General features: G+C 65.6%; 16 protein-coding genes. 13 read left to right on the forward strand and 3 right to left on the reverse strand.

Annotated features, from left to right (window positions below):
• Window positions 1-17: 17 nt before the first annotated feature.
• Window positions 18-848: an IclR family transcriptional regulator gene (locus ACX5I6_RS06740; RefSeq protein ID WP_018763253.1), complete on the reverse strand. Its 831-nt coding sequence runs from the start codon at window positions 846-848 to the stop codon at window positions 18-20.
• Window positions 849-999: 151 nt separating this feature from the next.
• Between ACX5I6_RS06740 and ACX5I6_RS06745 the strand changes: the two genes are divergently transcribed.
• The 3 genes from ACX5I6_RS06745 to ACX5I6_RS06755 are packed head-to-tail and all read left to right on the forward strand — an operon-like array spanning window position 1,000 to window position 5,683.
• Complete coding sequence (locus ACX5I6_RS06745; protein ID WP_461839934.1) at window positions 1,000-3,729, forward strand: alpha-L-rhamnosidase; 2,730 nt, start codon at window positions 1,000-1,002, stop codon at window positions 3,727-3,729.
• A complete protein-coding gene (locus ACX5I6_RS06750) occupies window positions 3,726-4,718 on the forward strand; it encodes an alpha/beta hydrolase fold domain-containing protein (RefSeq protein WP_461839935.1) in 993 nt (330 codons plus the stop codon). The genes ACX5I6_RS06745 and ACX5I6_RS06750 overlap by 4 nt, the downstream gene beginning before the upstream one ends.
• Window positions 4,715-5,683 carry an alpha/beta hydrolase gene (locus ACX5I6_RS06755; RefSeq protein WP_461839936.1) on the forward strand — a complete coding sequence of 323 codons (969 nt, stop codon included), beginning with the start codon at window positions 4,715-4,717 and terminating at the stop codon, window positions 5,681-5,683. The genes ACX5I6_RS06750 and ACX5I6_RS06755 overlap by 4 nt, the downstream gene beginning before the upstream one ends.
• Before the next feature lie 11 nt (window positions 5,684-5,694).
• On the opposite strand, the gene ACX5I6_RS06760 is transcribed toward ACX5I6_RS06755, so the two are convergent.
• A complete protein-coding gene (locus ACX5I6_RS06760; protein WP_461839937.1) occupies window positions 5,695-6,630 on the reverse strand; it encodes a PaaX family transcriptional regulator in 936 nt (311 codons plus the stop codon).
• Between the two features lie 170 nt (window positions 6,631-6,800).
• On the opposite strand from ACX5I6_RS06760, the gene ACX5I6_RS06765 reads away from it, so the two are divergent.
• The 5 genes from ACX5I6_RS06765 to ACX5I6_RS06785 all read left to right on the forward strand — a co-directional run bounded on the left by ACX5I6_RS06765 (window position 6,801) and on the right by ACX5I6_RS06785 (window position 12,806).
• The gene (locus ACX5I6_RS06765; protein WP_461839938.1) at window positions 6,801-8,168 is read left to right on the forward strand and encodes an MFS transporter; all 1,368 of its coding nucleotides are present in this window, start codon (window positions 6,801-6,803) and stop codon (window positions 8,166-8,168) included.
• Between the two features lie 35 nt (window positions 8,169-8,203).
• Entirely contained in the window at window positions 8,204-9,949 is a 1,746-nt protein-coding gene (locus tag ACX5I6_RS06770; RefSeq protein ID WP_461839939.1) for a CocE/NonD family hydrolase, read from the forward strand.
• Entirely contained in the window at window positions 9,946-10,413 is a 468-nt protein-coding gene (locus ACX5I6_RS06775) for a DUF3237 domain-containing protein (RefSeq protein WP_461839940.1), read from the forward strand. Before ACX5I6_RS06770 ends, ACX5I6_RS06775 begins: the two co-directional genes overlap by 4 nt.
• Before the next feature lie 129 nt (window positions 10,414-10,542).
• Window positions 10,543-11,364 carry a class I SAM-dependent methyltransferase gene (locus ACX5I6_RS06780; RefSeq protein ID WP_461839941.1) on the forward strand — a complete coding sequence of 274 codons (822 nt, stop codon included), beginning with the start codon at window positions 10,543-10,545 and terminating at the stop codon, window positions 11,362-11,364.
• A 509-nt stretch (window positions 11,365-11,873) separates the two neighbouring features.
• Window positions 11,874-12,806 (forward strand): hypothetical protein, encoded by a 933-nt coding sequence (locus tag ACX5I6_RS06785; protein ID WP_461839942.1) that lies wholly within the window; start codon window positions 11,874-11,876, stop codon window positions 12,804-12,806.
• Window positions 12,807-13,156: 350 nt separating this feature from the next.
• Here the strand turns inward: ACX5I6_RS06785 and ACX5I6_RS06790 are convergent, their stop codons facing one another.
• The gene (locus ACX5I6_RS06790) at window positions 13,157-13,378 is read right to left on the reverse strand and encodes a hypothetical protein (protein WP_461839943.1); all 222 of its coding nucleotides are present in this window, start codon (window positions 13,376-13,378) and stop codon (window positions 13,157-13,159) included.
• Between the two features lie 236 nt (window positions 13,379-13,614).
• Here ACX5I6_RS06790 and ACX5I6_RS06795 point away from each other — a divergent pair, with 236 nt between their 5' ends.
• From ACX5I6_RS06795 to ACX5I6_RS06815, 5 genes are all read left to right on the forward strand, one after another.
• Complete coding sequence (locus ACX5I6_RS06795) at window positions 13,615-14,034, forward strand: hypothetical protein (protein WP_461839944.1); 420 nt, start codon at window positions 13,615-13,617, stop codon at window positions 14,032-14,034.
• Between the two features lie 123 nt (window positions 14,035-14,157).
• The gene (locus tag ACX5I6_RS06800) at window positions 14,158-14,289 is read left to right on the forward strand and encodes a hypothetical protein (protein ID WP_461839945.1); all 132 of its coding nucleotides are present in this window, start codon (window positions 14,158-14,160) and stop codon (window positions 14,287-14,289) included.
• Window positions 14,290-14,468: 179 nt separating this feature from the next.
• The gene (locus tag ACX5I6_RS06805) at window positions 14,469-14,993 is read left to right on the forward strand and encodes a barstar family protein (RefSeq protein ID WP_461839946.1); all 525 of its coding nucleotides are present in this window, start codon (window positions 14,469-14,471) and stop codon (window positions 14,991-14,993) included.
• 53 nt (window positions 14,994-15,046) lie between these two features.
• On the forward strand, window positions 15,047-15,406 hold the full coding sequence (locus ACX5I6_RS06810; protein ID WP_461839947.1) for a hypothetical protein: 360 nt from the start codon (window positions 15,047-15,049) through the stop codon (window positions 15,404-15,406).
• Between the two features lie 226 nt (window positions 15,407-15,632).
• On the forward strand, window positions 15,633-15,872 hold the full coding sequence (locus ACX5I6_RS06815) for a hypothetical protein (protein ID WP_109863677.1): 240 nt from the start codon (window positions 15,633-15,635) through the stop codon (window positions 15,870-15,872).
• The last annotated feature ends 25 nt before the right edge of the window (window positions 15,873-15,897 follow it).

The raw sequence follows: 15,897 nt of genomic DNA on the forward strand, positions 1-15,897 counted from the left end.
CGCGGCCGGTGCCGCCGTTACCCCTGCGAGTGCGTCCTGACGTCCGCGCTTGCCTGTGCTTGGAAGCCGAGGTTGCGGGACACCGCCCTGGCGGCGGCGCGGACCGCCGGGGCCAGGACGTTCGGCGGCGTGGAGCCGTCCGGAACCACGATGGACAGGGACGCCACCACGGCACCCTGGGCGTCGAAGATGGGCGATGCCACGGACACGGTCCGGGAGGGCAGGCTGCGGCGGATCATGGCGATGCCGGTCCGCCGCACATCGGACAAGGTCCGGCGCAGCTGGCCCTCGGGCATCTCGGATACGCCGGGTTCGATCTCCGGCGGCCGCTTCAGGATGGTTTCCTGGAACTGCTGGTCCGCTCCGGCCAGGAGCACCAGGCCGATGGCCGTGGACCGGAGCGGTGCCCGGCCGCCCACCCGGTACGCCACCTCGGTGGCGTCCTTCGCGGACAGCCGCTCGATCAGCACCGCCTGCTCGTTGTCCCGCACCGCCAGCAGGACGTGGTGCCGGGTGACCTCGAAGAGGTCCTCCAGGTAGGGGAGCGCGATCTCCCGCACCCCGTGCCCGCGCGGCGACAGCGACGCGACCTCCCACAGCCGGACCCCCACCACATAGCGGCCGTCGTCCAGCCGTTCCAATGCACCCCACGCCACCAGCCGGGCGATCAGCCGCAGCGCCGTGGGCGCCGGCATCTCTGCGTACCGGGCCAACTCGGACAGGGTCAGTGCCCGGCGCCGGTCCGAGAAGACGGCGAGCAGGCTCAGCGCGCGGTCAATGACCGGTTCGCCCTGTTTTGGCCGCTTGCCGCGGGCCGGCGGGGTATCCGTTTCCGGGGTGGCAGTCATGGCAGTGGTTCCTCGCGCCGTGGATCGTTGCGGTGGCCCGCAGTGAGCTGAACCACAATACTATTCCAACCATTGAAAGCACCCTGTGGGGGACCGGTGGCGGCACGCGATGCTGGAACTCCCAGCAACCGCACTCCAGGAGTCCCGCCGCATGACCGCCCCCACCCGGCTTCGGGCCGAACACCTGTCCGAGGCGATGGGCCTGACCATCCGCGAACCGCGGCTCGGCTGGAAACCGCCCGCCGGAACCGTCCGCCAGGCCGCCTACCGGATCACAGCCGGCAACGGCTGGGATACCGGCAGGGTGGAGTCGGCTGAAAGCGGCGGCATCCCCTACAGCGGCCCCGCGCTGGACTCCCGCAGCCGGTTCGAGTGGCGGGTCCGCACCTGGAACATCGACCCCGCCGGCACCGAAACGGCCAGCGGCTGGTCCGAACCGATGTCCGTAGAGCTCGGCCTCCTGCACGCCTCCGACTGGACGGCGCAGTGGATCGGGCCCGGCGATGAGGACGTCCCCGCCCCCGGGGAGCGGCCCGGCTGGGCCCTCACAAAAACCTTCACCCTGCAGACCGCCCCGGAGCAGGCCCGCGCCTACGCCACTGCCCACGGCATCTACGAGCTCTTCATCAACGGCCGCCGCGTCGGAGACCAGCAGCTCACCCCCGGCTCCACCAGCTACAACACCACCCTCCAGGTCCAGGCCCACGACGTCACCGGCCTGCTCCGCGAAGGCGTCAACACCATCCGCGCCGTCCTCACCGACGGCTGGTACCGCGGCAGCTTCGGCTACACGCGCGACGCCGACACGTACGGCACGCACACGGCCCTCCTGGCGCAGCTCGAGCTGGAGTCCGGGGCGGGCAGTCAGGTCATCGGCACGGACGCGACGTGGCAGGTGACCGCTACGGAGATCACCAGCGCGGACCTCATGGCAGGCCAGCGCGTCGATTTTCGATCGGACGACGCCGGCCGCGCACCTGCCGGAGGCACGGCACCAGGGCCCCGTCCCGCCGTCGTCCGTCCCGGCAGTGTGGACGCACTGGCCGGACCCCTCGCCCCGCCCACCCGGGTCACCCGGGAACTCACCCCCGTTTCCATCACGCGCCTTCCAAGCGGCAACCAGGTGGTGGACTTCGGCCAGAACATCCACGGCTGGATCCGCCTCACCCAGCTGGGGGCGCCGGGCGACATCGTCACGCTGGAATACGCCGAGGCGCTCGGCGGTGACGGCGACGTCACCCGGGACCACCTGCGCCCGCATGATTTCCGCTCACCTGGGGCGTTCCTCGACGCCGGCCAGGTGGACACGGTCATCTCCTCCGGCGCGCCCGGCGAGGTCTTCGAACCCCGCCACACCACCCATGGCTTCCAGTACGTGTCCGTGCAGGGCCTTCGCCGGGACCTGCATCCCGAGGACGTCACCGGCTGCCTGGTCCGGACGGACCTGGAACGCATCGGCACCTTCCGGTGCAGCGACGAGCGGCTGAACACGCTCCACGACATCGCGGAATGGAGCTTCCTGGGGAACTCCTGCGAAGTCCCTACCGATTGTCCCCAGCGCGAGAAAGCCGGCTGGACCGGAGACTGGCAGCTGTTCGTCCCCGCCGCCGCCTACCTGTACGACGTCACCGGGTTCTCCCGCAAGTGGCTGCGGGACGTCCGCGCGGACCAATGGCAGAACGGCGTCATCGCCAATATTTCACCGTCGGCCGGCCCCGCCGTCACCTCGGCCGACTTCATGGGCTTCACCAACGGCTCCGCCGGCTGGGGCGACGCGATCGTCATGGTGCCGTGGGAGCTCTACCTGGCCACCGGTGACGCCTCGATCCTGGCCGAAAACTTTGACGCGATGAAGCGCTGGCTCGGCTTCGTCCGGACCTCCGCCGAAACCCGGCGGCACCCCGCCAGGGCCGCCGCGCACCCCACCCCGGCACCGCACGAACAATGCCTGTGGGACACGGGCTTCCATTTCGGCGAATGGATGGAGCCGGACGGTCCCGAGCCGGACCTCTTCGCCGCCCGCAGCGCCGACAACGGCATCGTGGCCACCGCCTACTACCGCCACACCACGGACCTGATGGCACGCATCGCGAGTGTTTTGGGGCGCGATGACGAGGCGGCAGGGCTGGCAGAACTCTCGGGCCGGATCCGGGACGCCTGGGAAACGGAATACCTCGGCCCGGACGGCCGCGTCACCCAACCGAGCCAGGCCAACTGCGTCCGTGCCCTGGCCTTCGGCCTGGTTGGCCCCGACCGCTGCGCCGGCGTGACGGCGCAGCTGGCGGAGCTGATCCGGGACGCCGGCACGCACCTGGGCACCGGCTTCCTGGCCACGCCCTACCTGCTCCCCGTCCTGGCCGACAACGGGGAACTGGACCTGGCCTACCAGCTGCTCATGCAGGACACTGAACCGTCCTGGCTGGCCATGGTGGACCGCGGCGCCACCACCGTGTGGGAGCTGTGGAACGGCATCGACGCCGCCGGCACCGCACACCAGTCCCTCAACCACTACAGCAAGGGCGCGGTGGTGACCTTCCTGCACCGGTATACGGCCGGGCTGCGCCAGGCACCGGGAAGCGCCGGCTGGGAACGGATCATCATCGAGCCACGCCCCGGTGCCGGGCTGGCCTCCGCCTCCACCTCCCACCTGGGGCCGCGCGGCCTGATCCAGGTGGAGTGGGCCGTGGCGGAGGGGATGGCGTCCCCGGGGAAACAGCACGACGCCGGGCTGACGCTCACTGCCACGATCCCCGCCGGCACCACCGCGGAGGTGCTGCTGCCCGGCGAACCGGCCGTCGTCGTCGGGCCGGGAATCCATACTTTCGTTGCCGCCACCGGTGGGGACGCTGCCACACCCGAACTGATGAGGAGCACACTATGACAGTGGAAGACGCTACCGGCATTCTCGACCCCGCCCGTCCTGACGTTTCCCGGCCGGGCGGCAGGGACGTTCCGGCGTTCCCCGTCTTTGACGCGCCCGGAACACCGGAGCAGGTCTCGGACGTGTCCGCCGTGCACCGGGAAATCACGTATGCCCGGGCCATCGGGTTCCGGCCGCTGAAGCTGGACATCTGGCTGCCGCGCCAGGCGTCCGGCCCCACACCGCTGGTGCTCTGGGTGCACGGTGGCGCGTTCCAGCTGGGCGACCGCCGGGAACTGCCGCCCACGTTCGCACCCAACTCGGTGTTCCGGCTGCTCAACGAGGCCGGCATTGCCTGTGCCACGGCTGAGTACCGGCACTCCCTTGAGGCACCCTTCCCCGCCCAGCTCCACGACCTCAAAGCCGCCGTCCGGTACCTGCGCGAATTTGCCGCAGAGCTGAACGTCGACCGCGACCGGTTCGGCGCCTGGGGTGAATCCGCCGGCGGCCACCTGGTGGCCCTCCTTGGACTGACCGGCAACCACGTGAACCTTGAAGGCGGACTTGGTGCGCAAGGGCACTCCAGTGGCGTCAGCGCCGTCGTCGACTTTTACGGTGTTTCCTCGCTGGTGGACATCCCTCCCATGTCCATGCCTGAGGGCCTTTTTCCCGCTGCCCTGACCGCGGCGGTGCCGCCTGGCATGTCCCTGCAGCCTGAGTACATGCTGGTGGGCGGCTCGGATGATCCGGAGCTGCTGGCTGCGGCCAGCCCGGTCAGCTACGTGGACGCCGGCGCCGCCCCGTTCCTCCTGGTGCACGGTGACTCCGACGGGCTGGTGCCGCATTCGCAGACCGACCTGCTGGCCGCCGCGCTCGCCAAGGCGGGGGTGGAGCACGAGGTGGTGACCATCGAGGGCGCCGACCACTGCTTCTTCGGCGCTGAGGACAGGATGGCTGACATCCTCGACTCTGCCGTCCGCTACTTCTCCAGGAAGCTGGGCACGCCATGACACCAGGGACAGAGCCGGTGGCGGTTGCCACGGAGGCTTCCACGGCCGGCGGCCGGGAGGGAACCGCCGACGGTTTCGCCGAATACCTTGCCAGCCCTGAAGGCCCGCAGTTCCTGAATCCCGACGCCGTCCGGACGCCTGGCCCCGACGTCCCCATCCACACGGTCACTGCGGACGGGCGGCACGGGCCGGTGGCGCTCCGGATCTACGGCGAAGCAGCCGGAACCGGAAGCCCGGCCCTGGTGTGGCTGCACGGCGGCGGCTTCGTCAGCGGCAGCGTGGACATTCCCGAGTCTGATTACCTGGCCCGGGTGCTTGCGGACCGGGGGACGCCGGTGCTGTCCGTTGACTACCGGCTGGCACGGGACGGGGTCTCCTACCCCATTCCGCATGACGATGCCCTGACCGGATGGTTCTGGGCGCGGAAGAACGCCGCATCCCTGGGGCTGGATCCGGACCTGCTCTGTTTGGGCGGTGCCGGTGCCGGCGGCAACCTGGCCGTGGGCGCCGCGCTCTACCTGATTGACGCGGGCAAACCGCTGCCGGCCAAGCTCCTGCTGGCCTACCCCTTCCTGCATGCCGAACTCCCGCCGCCGGCCGGCGGCCTGGACCAGGCGGTCATGGCCGGCCTGCCCCGGCATTTACGGTTCACCCTGGAGGACTGCATCCGCACGGCGGAGAACTACGTGGGCGGACCTGTCAGCATGGCGCCGTCCTATGCGATGCCCGGGTATGCCGATCCCGCTGGCCTTCCGCCCACGGCCCTGCTTGCGTGCGAATACGACGACGGCCGCGGCTCGACCGAGCTTTTTGCTTCCTCGTTGGAGCGGGCCGGGGTTCCGGTATCCTCCTTCCTGGCCCGGGGCGCCGTCCACGGCCACCTCAACCACACGGCGGGGCTTCCCGAGGGGCAGCCCGCCCTGGACTTCCTGGCGCGGGAACTGGCGGCGGTTCGGGCGGCATAGGCGGTGGGGTCCTATGCCCTGACCTGGAAAGCGTGGATCTCGCCAGCCACGTCGGGGGCGAGCCGGACGGCGGTCTCTTCCACGTACGCGGCGGCGGCCTCGGCGAGCGAGTTGTACAGGGCGACAAAGATCCGCCGCGCCTCGAACAGCGGAAATTCACGGGGGAGGAGTTCCGGCGGCAGCCCGGGGTCCTCCCAGGGGAACGCCCGCCACGCGTCAATGACCTCGGTCCGCAGCCTGAAGGCCTCTTCACCGCTGAGTTGGTGCGGGTCCAGGGACCGGGCCGTTGGACCATAAGTATCGATGAAGGGCGTGTACTGCCGCCGGACATCGTCAAGATCCCACGCCTCAAGCAGCGGCCGGCCGCGCAGAGCCGACTCCGGCGTGCGGAAGATGGCGTAATTTTCGACGCCGAGGTGGCGGACGGAGTCCTCCAGCTCGTCCGCCGTGTCCCATGCCGAAACCCAGACGGCCCCATACAGCGGAGCGAAGCCCAGCCATTTGAGCCGGCTGCGCAGGAGCTCGCGCATTTCCCGGGAGCTCTCCGGCACGGTGAACGCCACCACGGTCCACATCCCGTCCCACCGGCGCTCCTGCGAACCGAAACCGCCGATTTGTCCTACGCCGATGTCCAGGCGGGCCTTCGCCTCGGGCGTGAACCGGTAGCGGGACGTGCGGCCCGCATTCGACTGCTCCAGGACATCGCGCCCGGCCAGGCGGCTCAATGCGGTCGACGCTGCGGAGGGGCTGAGGCCAAGGGAGCCGGCAAGCGACACAATCATGCGGGACGGCAGCCACGCGGCCGAGCCCCGCCAGTAGTCCGCCAGCATTGTCACCACCAGGTGCTGGGATGCAGACCCTTTCAGCGGCCGCGGGAAATTGACCTGTTCGGCGGCAATCCGGGCGCTGGCGGGGTGGCCGGGTGGGGCATGGGGCTCTGGGGTCACGGTCCATCTTCTCAGGCCCGGAACGCACAGGAAGCAATCTTCTGCAGTTTTATTGACGGTCGTATCAAATTGCGCATAGCATTTAGATAGTGATCCGGCCCACAACAGTGTGCCGGCGCGACCATCCTTCAGCAGGCGCCTGCTACCCCATCATTTCCAGGAGATCCGCAATGACCGCAGGTCCCAGTCCGGTGACGCCGTTGTCCCCGGACGCCATATCCGCTCCCGCATCCACCGAGCAGGGCACGCAGAATGCCCGCAGGGCCGCCGTGGCCAGTTTCATCGGCAGCACCCTCGAGTATTACGACTTCTTCATCTACGGATCAGCCTCGGCGCTGATCTTCAACAAGATCTTCTTCCCGGGCATCGACCCCGCGCTGGGCATGGTCCTTTCCATGGCCACGATTGGCATCGGCTACGTGGTGAGGCCCCTGGCCGCCGGCGTGATCGGCCACTTTGGCGACCGGATCGGGCGCCGGCAGATGCTGGTCCTGACGCTGGTCCTGATGGGCGTGGCCACGTTCCTGATCGGCTGCCTTCCCCCGGTATCCGCCATCGGTGCCGCCGCACCCGTCCTGCTGGTCCTCCTGCGCGCACTGCAGGGGGCTTCGGCCGCCGGCGAGTCCGTGGGTGCTGTGACCATGACCATGGAACACGCCCCCACCCACAGGAGGGCCTTCTACGCCAGCTGGGTCAACACCGGGGCGGTGGCCGGCATCATGCTGGCGTCGCTCGCGTTCCTTGCAGTATCGCTGCTGCCGCAGGACGATTTGCTCGCATGGGGCTGGCGCCTGCCGTTCCTTGCCAGCATCCTGGTGGTCGCGGTGGGCCTGTACATCAGGCTCCGCCTCCCGGAATCGGAAGTGTTCGAGGCCGCCAAGGAATCTGCGGGCGCCCAGGAACTGCCCATCAAGGTGGTCCTGCGCGACCATTGGGCCACCATCCTCAAGGTGATCCTCTTCGGCCTGTGGAGCGTGGTCTCCTCGGTGTTCGCGGCCTTTGGTCTTGCCTACGCCGGCAAGCTCGGAGTCCCCGCGGCCGTCATGCTCACCGTCACCATCGTCACCGCGGCCCTGGGTATCATCGTCCAGCCGTACGCAGGCATCCTGGCCGACCGGATCGGACGTAAACCGGTGTTCATCACGGGCAACATCGTTTGCGCCGGGGCTGTCTTTGCCTTCTTCTGGTCGATCAGCGCCGGCTCCATTCCGTTGATCTTTGCCACGGCCATCCTCTTCATGACCGTCGGCTACGGCATGGTCAACCCGCTTGGCCCGTCCATGACCGCGGAAATGTTCGAAACCAGGATCCGGTACACCGGGGCTGCCACTGCCTCCCAGCTGGGGCTCGTCGTCACCGGCTTTGCTCCCGCCATTGCCGCCGCGATCGTCCAGCCCGGCCCTGACGGGTGGCTGCCCGTTGCCGTCTTCACGGCCGCCTGCTGCCTGGTCTCCGCCGTCGTAACCGCCGTGTGGGTCAAGGAGACCTACCGGACCCGGACGGAAGACCTCGGCAAGCGGCCCGTCCAGGCCGCCTGAGCACCAAACCAGCCCCCCAAACGAAAGGCACGCACGTGCGCTACCCGGTCGTCGTCGACGGCGATGTTGAAGCAACCATGACCGACGGAACCGTCCTCCGGTCCACCGTCTACCGGCCGGACGCACCCGGCAGCACCTTCCCGGTGCTGCTGACGCGCACGCCCTACGGGCGGGACCTGGCGGTCAACTCGGCGTACTTCAATCCCGTGACGGTCGCGGCGTCCGGGTACGTGGTGGTGATGCAGGATTGCCGCGGCAGGTTCGGCTCCGACGGCAGGTTTGAGCCTTCGGTGAATGAAGCGTCCGACGGCGCCGCAACAGTGGAGTGGGCCGCGCGCCTCCCATGGTCCAACGGCCGGGTGGGCATGTGGGGCCGGTCCTATTTCGCGGAAACCCAGTGGCGTGCCGCCCGGTACGCTCCGGCCGGGCTCAAGGCACTGGCACCCGGTGTCTCTGCGGGCGGTAACGCCAACAACGGAGCCCTGTATCGGGGTGGCGCCCATGAGCTGGGCAGCCGCCTGGGCTGGGGGCACGCCTCGATTTCGCTGAATGAACTGATGCGGGAACATGCTGACGATCCCGAGCGGCGCGCGAAGGAGTTCCAGGAATGGCTTGCCCTGGACGCTGGATTTGCCGATGGTTCCTGCTACGGAGTCCTCCCGCTGCGGGACCTGGAGCCCAGGGTGGGCACCTTCCTTCGCAACGAGGTCACCCCGTCCGCGGGGGAGGGGCCGGGGAATGATTTCTGCCGGTTGTGGGATGCCGCTTCCGATGCGGCGGTGCCGCTGCCAACGCTGCACATCGGCGGCTGGTTCGATATCTTCGCCCCCAACACGCTGGACCAGTACCGCCGCCAGGCGGCCCTCAGCAAGACTTTCCCCGGCATTGAACCCCGACTCATCCTGGGGCCGTGGGCACACACCAATCTCACCGGCGGGTACCCGGACATCCACTTCGGCGCGGCCGCGTCCTCCGGCATCGTCGATGGCCGCGGAGATCTGTCGTCCCTCCACACGTCCTGGTTCGACGCCGTCCTCAAGGAGGACGGAGCGGCCATCGCTGAGGTCCCCCCGGTGATGGTGTATTTCCTGGGCGACAACCGCTGGCGCGGCTTTGATGAACTGCCGGTTCCCTCCGCGCAGAGGTCATGGTTCCTTTCGGCTGACGGCGGGCTGCTGGACCAGGCGGCTGCGGACGGCGACGTTGGGTACGCCTACGATCCGCTGGACCCGGTGCCCACCACCGGCGGGGCCACCATGCTGGCCGGCGCCTTTCCTGCGGGACCGGCGCGGCAGGACGCCGTCGAGGCGCGGGCCGACGTCGCAGTCTTCACCACGGAGCCCTTCACCGAGGCCACCACCGTTTTCGGTGCCGTCACTGCAACGTTGTTCGCATCATCCAGTGCCGTGGACACGGACTGGGTTGTCCGGCTCTGCAAGGTGTCGGCGGACGGTGTTTCGCTGGGCATTGCCGACGGCATTGTCCGGGCGTCCTGGCGCGATGCTTATGCGGAAACCGGGCTGTTCAAGGAGGGATTCCCGCCCTCTGCCATCGAGCCGGACCGGGTCTATGAGTACACCATCTCCCTCTGGGAGACGGCGTTGACCTTTGCGCCGGGGGAGCGGCTGCGCGTGCAGGTCACCTCCAGCTGCCACCCGCGCTGGGACCGGAACCTTAACACCGGCAAGCTCGCCTACGAATCGGGAATTGCCGTAACCGCCAACCAGCGCATCCATGTGGGCGCCTCCCACCCCAGCCGCCTGACGGTTGGCCTGCTGTGAGCACTCCCGTACCGCCGCGCCTGGAGTTCCTGACGGAGCTGCATGTCATGGTAGAAACACCTATTGATGTCGGCCCGGCTCCCACGGGACACCGCCGGATCATACCGATCACCGGCGGTTCGCTGACGGGGCCCGCCCTCAGCGGCACGGTGCTGCCCGGCGGCGCGGATTTCCAGACCCTGCACAGCCCGGAACTGACCGAACTCGATGCCCGCTACGTCATCAAGGCGGCGGACGGGGCATTGATCCACGTGCACAACAGCGCCCTCCGCCACGGCTCCGCGGCCGACATCGCCAGGCTCAACCGGGCTGAGGCCGTGGATCCGGACGCCATCTACTTCCGCTGCTCGTTGAGGTTTTCCACCTCCTCCGAGGCGTGGGGGTGGCTGAACCATACTGTGGCGGTGGGCACCGGCGAGCGCTACCCGGACTCGGTGAAGATCGCCGTCTTCATCGTTCGCTGACCCGGCGACAGGGCTGCCCTCACGTGGAGCACTTGGACATGACTGCCGCGTTGCCCGTCCACGACGGGCAACCCGCCACTTGCAGGGCTTCCCGTTGACCGCGCCGTCACCCGGTGTGAGGATGGCGCCATGAATGAGGTTTCGGCCTTTTACACCGGCCCTGGTCAGCTTTTGGCGGCCATCAGTGCTGCCCTGGATGCGGCCGGCGTGGACCGTACGGCGCTCCGGCCGGCCGACCTCGCTGCTGTCGACGAATTCCATATCCGTGGACGCAGGGCCACGCTGGAAATCATCGAAGCACTGGGACTTTCTGCGGACTCCCGTGTGCTCGATCTCGGCAGCGGATTGGGCGGCCCTGCCCGGACGGTCGCCGAGGTGACGGGGTGCGCGGTGACAGGGGTGGACCTGACGCCGGAGTTCTGCCAGGTAGCGACGGCGCTTTCCGAGTGGACAGGCTTGTCGGGCCGCACCCGCTTCCACGTTGGGGACGCCACAGCCACCGGCCTTCCGGACGAGTCTGTGGATGCTGCGATGACCGTGCATGTGGCGATGAACATCCCGGATAAGCACGCGCTGTACGCCGAGGCTTTCCGGGTCCTGCGGCCGGGCGGCAGGTTGGTGGTTTACGACGTGCTGAGGGGTGAAGGCGGCGAGGTGCATTACCCGGTGCCGTGGGCCGCCGACCCCTCGACGAGCTTCCTCGCGACCCTGGAGGACATGCGCCGCCTCCTCCCTTTGGCAGGTTTCGACGTCATCTCGGAGGTCGACTCTTCAGAAGAAAGCCTCACCTGGTTCCAGCACATGCGTGCCAAAATCCAGCGGGAGGGTCCGCCACCGGTGACGTTCGCTACCTTCCTTGGCGACAGCTTCGCGCAGATGACGGCCAACCAAGTGGCCAACCTCGCCGAGCGGCGAATCCGGACGGTCACGTTCGTGTGCTCGCGGCCGTGATTAAGGGGCCAAACCCCGCCACCCAGTTGCACAGCTTCCGCCGGCCTTCAGCCCTTACTCACAGGCGTGTGCTGCGGGGCTCCAGCCTTTGAGCGGTCCCTCGAAACCCTAGGGTTTCGAGGCAACTTTGTGTGTAGCGTACAGGGCACCTCCACCGGGCAGTTTTGCGGGCCGGGTATACGGGAAACTCTGGCCTACGGCGTAACAAAGCCGCAGGCCAGCATCTGGTTGTCCCGATAGAGGACCGGCTTACGGGCGGTGTGGTGTTCGCGAATTTTGGTCTTGTTGCTAGGCGGGCCTCAGAGCGAGTGCGGACATCGCGACCTGCGGGGAGGCGGGAGTTAGCACGCCGGGGGTACTGTAATGCGTCTCCGGCTGGGGGTCACAACAATGCTTTCCTGTCGGGCTGCGACACAATCATGCTCAGCGTGGGAGCCAGGGAAGTATCGTTAGCTCCGGCCAACCATTGTCAGCTTGAATGCATCGAGCGTCCCAACGAAAGCGGGCCTGTGGGCATCTTCAAAAGGAAGTCTCCGCAAGCGGAGACAAATGACTCCGATCTGACTTTTTTCACATGTTCCAAGGCAGCCGAGTTCCGGGCCATCGCACGCGAAGTCTTCGCCGAGATGGGACTCGAGGTTCAGGTCCACCCTGGTCATGCTGTCGATGACTCCGGACGGGAGTTCGGCTTTTGGAACGTGGCCGCCTGTTGTAATGCGCAGCCGCAGTCTAAGTGGCGGGGCGTGATCCGCGACCACCTTCAACGTGTGCTGGCGAGCTTCCAAGCACTCGATCCTTTCGATGTCATGGCGCCCCCAGACATATCGAGGCGAACCTTCGCGCGCCTTTACGATGAAGCGAGCATTCCAGGGATCCACAGGTACCCATACAGGGAGGTCGCGCCGGGCATCGTCGAGATGCTCGCGCTGGACCTCCCCGAAACCGTTGCCGTTTTCAACCACGACAATGCAAACAAGTTCGGAGGATGGGAAGCCCTCCGAAGGCAGGGAATGGGAAACCTCCGGGGGTTGGAGCCTGAACAACTCGAAACCCTCCCAGCACCCGGAGGGGGCACCTTCAATGCCCTCCTAGGCGAATCTGTCTATACCGCGAGCAGGGCACTGCTTCTTCCCGACTTGGCTACTGATCTCACGGGTCAGGGCGTTCAAGAGGACTTCGGGTGGCTTATGAGCGTCCCAAACCGGCACCAAGTTGTCTGGCACATTATCGAAGACGCCACGGTCATCTCTGTGCTCAACGGGATGGCCCGCTTCACGGCCATGGGATACGCCGATGCGCCCGGATCGGTGAGCCCTCACGTCTTCTGGTGGAATGGCACAAGCTATGAACAACTTACCCACGTCCGCGAGGACGGTGGCCTGGAGATCATAGTCAGTCCAGCTTTCCAAGACGTCCTGGAATCGATAACTGACGACGGATAGGGTTCGCAGAAAGAGTCCGATACGGTACGCGCGTACAGGGATCCTTTACCTGGCGCCAGGGAGACCGCTGAACCACCGGATTACGGACCCGCGCAGGGGGATCTATTGGTTCAATATTCCGATTACTAGGCATGCGGCGCCCAAGAGTCCGACAAGAACCGACGAGGCTACTACGTGCTTGTACTGGAAACCAACACTTCCTGGTCTTCCACGTCGGGCGAGATCTTTCCGCGGCAACGCTTCGAAGCGGGCAAGCATCCACCGCAGCATCAAAAAAAGACCAACTGCACTCAGCAGTAGGAAGATGCCCATAATGACAAAGAATGGCCCCGTTACATCGGGCCCCCAGGTCATGTCCTGACCGCCAGAGTGACGAAAGTGATGACTCCCGCGGCTACCAACAGCAAGACGCAAAAAGCCAGCCCGAGCTGTTCCAATCCCTTCACGCGGCTACCGGGCACTTCTTTGCCTCTAACAAGAACCGTGATGATCTGCGCCTGCCGGCGAGCGATACGCTTTCTAAAAATGAGCCATACCGTCCCCACGAAGGCGAAAACTAATGCTTCGCTCATGCTCTACCTGCCCGCAGTATGGTTAGCCCTTCTTCCTGGGAAAAGTCACTCACAAAACTGCAGGCACGGGAAGGTTTTTGGGCAAATCCCTCAAGAGGTCGCTCCGAGATAAAGCAGCTGCGCCGATGAGGGATCCACAATCGGGCACATGTGCGCCCTTTGAGCCACCGGCTTACGGGCAGGCTGCGGGCTCTTACATGGGACGTTCAGGCCGCGGCCTGCTTGGGGACTAATCTTTGTTCAGCGAGGGAAAACTTCTTGGGGGATATATGGAAAACACGGCACCCGTACTGCTTGTCACCAACCGAGCGGAATGGGAGAAGCAATATGGCCAGTACAAGCGCACAGCTAAGCGCCTGAGGGCGATCTATGGGCTTCTCGTACTCCCATGCATAGGTGCCTTGGCCTACTTGGCCGGGGTGATTTACCCCTTGCTCAGGGGAGACATAGCATTCGGTCACCCCAGTTACTACGAGTATCGGGCAGCAGCCGACACGGCTATCCTCATCTTCTTCGCATCCTTCGTGCCGTACTGCCTGGCTGGCTTCTTCTTCATGCGTTGGAGCCGCAAAGCCCACCTTGCCCTCGGCCTTAAGGCTGACGGTTACTTTGCCGAGGTTCGTGAGGTCTCCACCGAAAACAGCCTCAACGCATAAGCCCATCCCCTTAACGGGCGGCCGTATCAATCTAACGCAGAAAGCTAGTCTGATCCGAAACAAGGGCCCGCTGATTTGGTTCTGGTTGCGTTGCTGCTCTGTCTGGGAGGAGGAGTCGGGCGCATGATCTTTGCCGTCGTAAAGGGATTCAAAATAGACGATGGCAAGCATCGAGGCTTGTTCGTGACAGTTGTTAGCGCGGTAGCCCTCGGCCTGATCCTCAGTGGCATCGAAGTCTGGTTGGTCGCAAAATAGGATCTCTTAACGCAGTCTGGCTCTGCGCCTTGGCCGCGGGGACGGTTGTGGTCTTCACTCCATCCGGTCCCGCTCATAAGTCCCGTAGGCCGATGGTCTTTCGGGTAGATCGCAATAAACCGATCATCCGGTTGTCGGCATCCGGAACGAAAGACGACCCAACGAATAGAGTTTAATTCATGGCAATTTGGGAAACGGCCGACGAGCTGAACCATCCGCTGGACTTTCTTTTGATCCACAACGGATTCATCACACTGTTTCGTCGGCACGACGTCCTCCGCGAGGCAATCTCGTGGCTACTCAACCACAGCTACAAAGTGGTTCAAGTTGACTCTGCTGCGTGGCGATCTCAGGCCGATCTCCACAACGATATCGCCCAGGTTCTTGATTTCCCCGAGTACTACGGCTCCAATCTCGATGCGCTCAACGATTGTCTCAACGACGTTGCCGTCCAATCCTATGGATGGGCCGCGTCCGACACAGGGCTAGTTCTTGTAGTCGACGGGTATGGGACTTTCGCGGGCAGGGACGCGGTAACCGCCCGCATCCTCTTAGACATTTTCGCCAAACAGGCAACCTACGCCGCCCTGTTCGGACACCGCATGATGTGTCTAGTCAGAACGGAGGACCCGGAGCTGCAGATCCCTCCGGTTGGGGGTGTCCCCGCTTCCTGGAATCACCGTGAATTCTTGAGCGCCCGGTGACCGATCCCCACCGGACGCCGTTGCAGCGGATACCTTCGGAGTAAATTTAGAGAATGAAAGAAAGGCCCGCCGACCGGGTAACGGTGCCTGATGTTGTCGGGCTGCCATTTCATGTCGGTCGCGATGTGGCATGGGAAGCTGGCGTGAGCCTGGCGAACCCGGATCCCGATGGACCGCCAATCGGCGCCCTAGCTTGGCCCCGACTTTTCTACATCACATCGCAGCGTCCCGCCGCCGGCACCATCGTCTATCGCTGGGATTCTGTGGCAGTCGAGGTTGTCGCGCACGGAGATGCGGAGTCCAACGCATGGCTGAAGCACCCTGATGCCCCGCCCGCGGGCTCGGCCCATGCCACCACTCCGCAGCCTGAGCAACGCGTCGATCTCACGGAGACGGAGCCTCCATTGGAGTGACCTGCAAGGCACTGAGCAGCGGGTATGAATACCGGCAAGGTCGAGCAACGTCTTCAGTTCGGTTTCCCATGCGCCCTGTAAAGGATGGTCCATGGGCCACCTGCTCCCGACTTCGCGGCGTAGGCTCGGGCCCATGCGAATTGTGCGAGCTGCTCCAGATGACTCCGTCGGAGGTGGCGATCTACCGCCGAGCTACAGAGTGCGTTTTTGGTTTCCACCGCCGGCCATGAATTTCGCCTGGCTCGTTGATGAATGGGATATCACCGATGCCAGAGAAGTCACTGACGTTATCGCCTGGGCAAGAAGCAAAGCAGGAGGAAATCCCTTCGAGATTTTCCTCCGCTGGGAGGATCACCATACCTCCAAAAACGATCAGCCAGAGCCGTACTCCCGGTATGCACTGATCTACGGGAAGCCTGCAGTCGAAGACGCGACCACAGAGACCATCTCCTTCGAATCGAAGTAAACCGAGCGACGCTGGGGCGTGCGGT

The organism is Arthrobacter sp. MMS24-T111, from assembly GCF_054888995.1.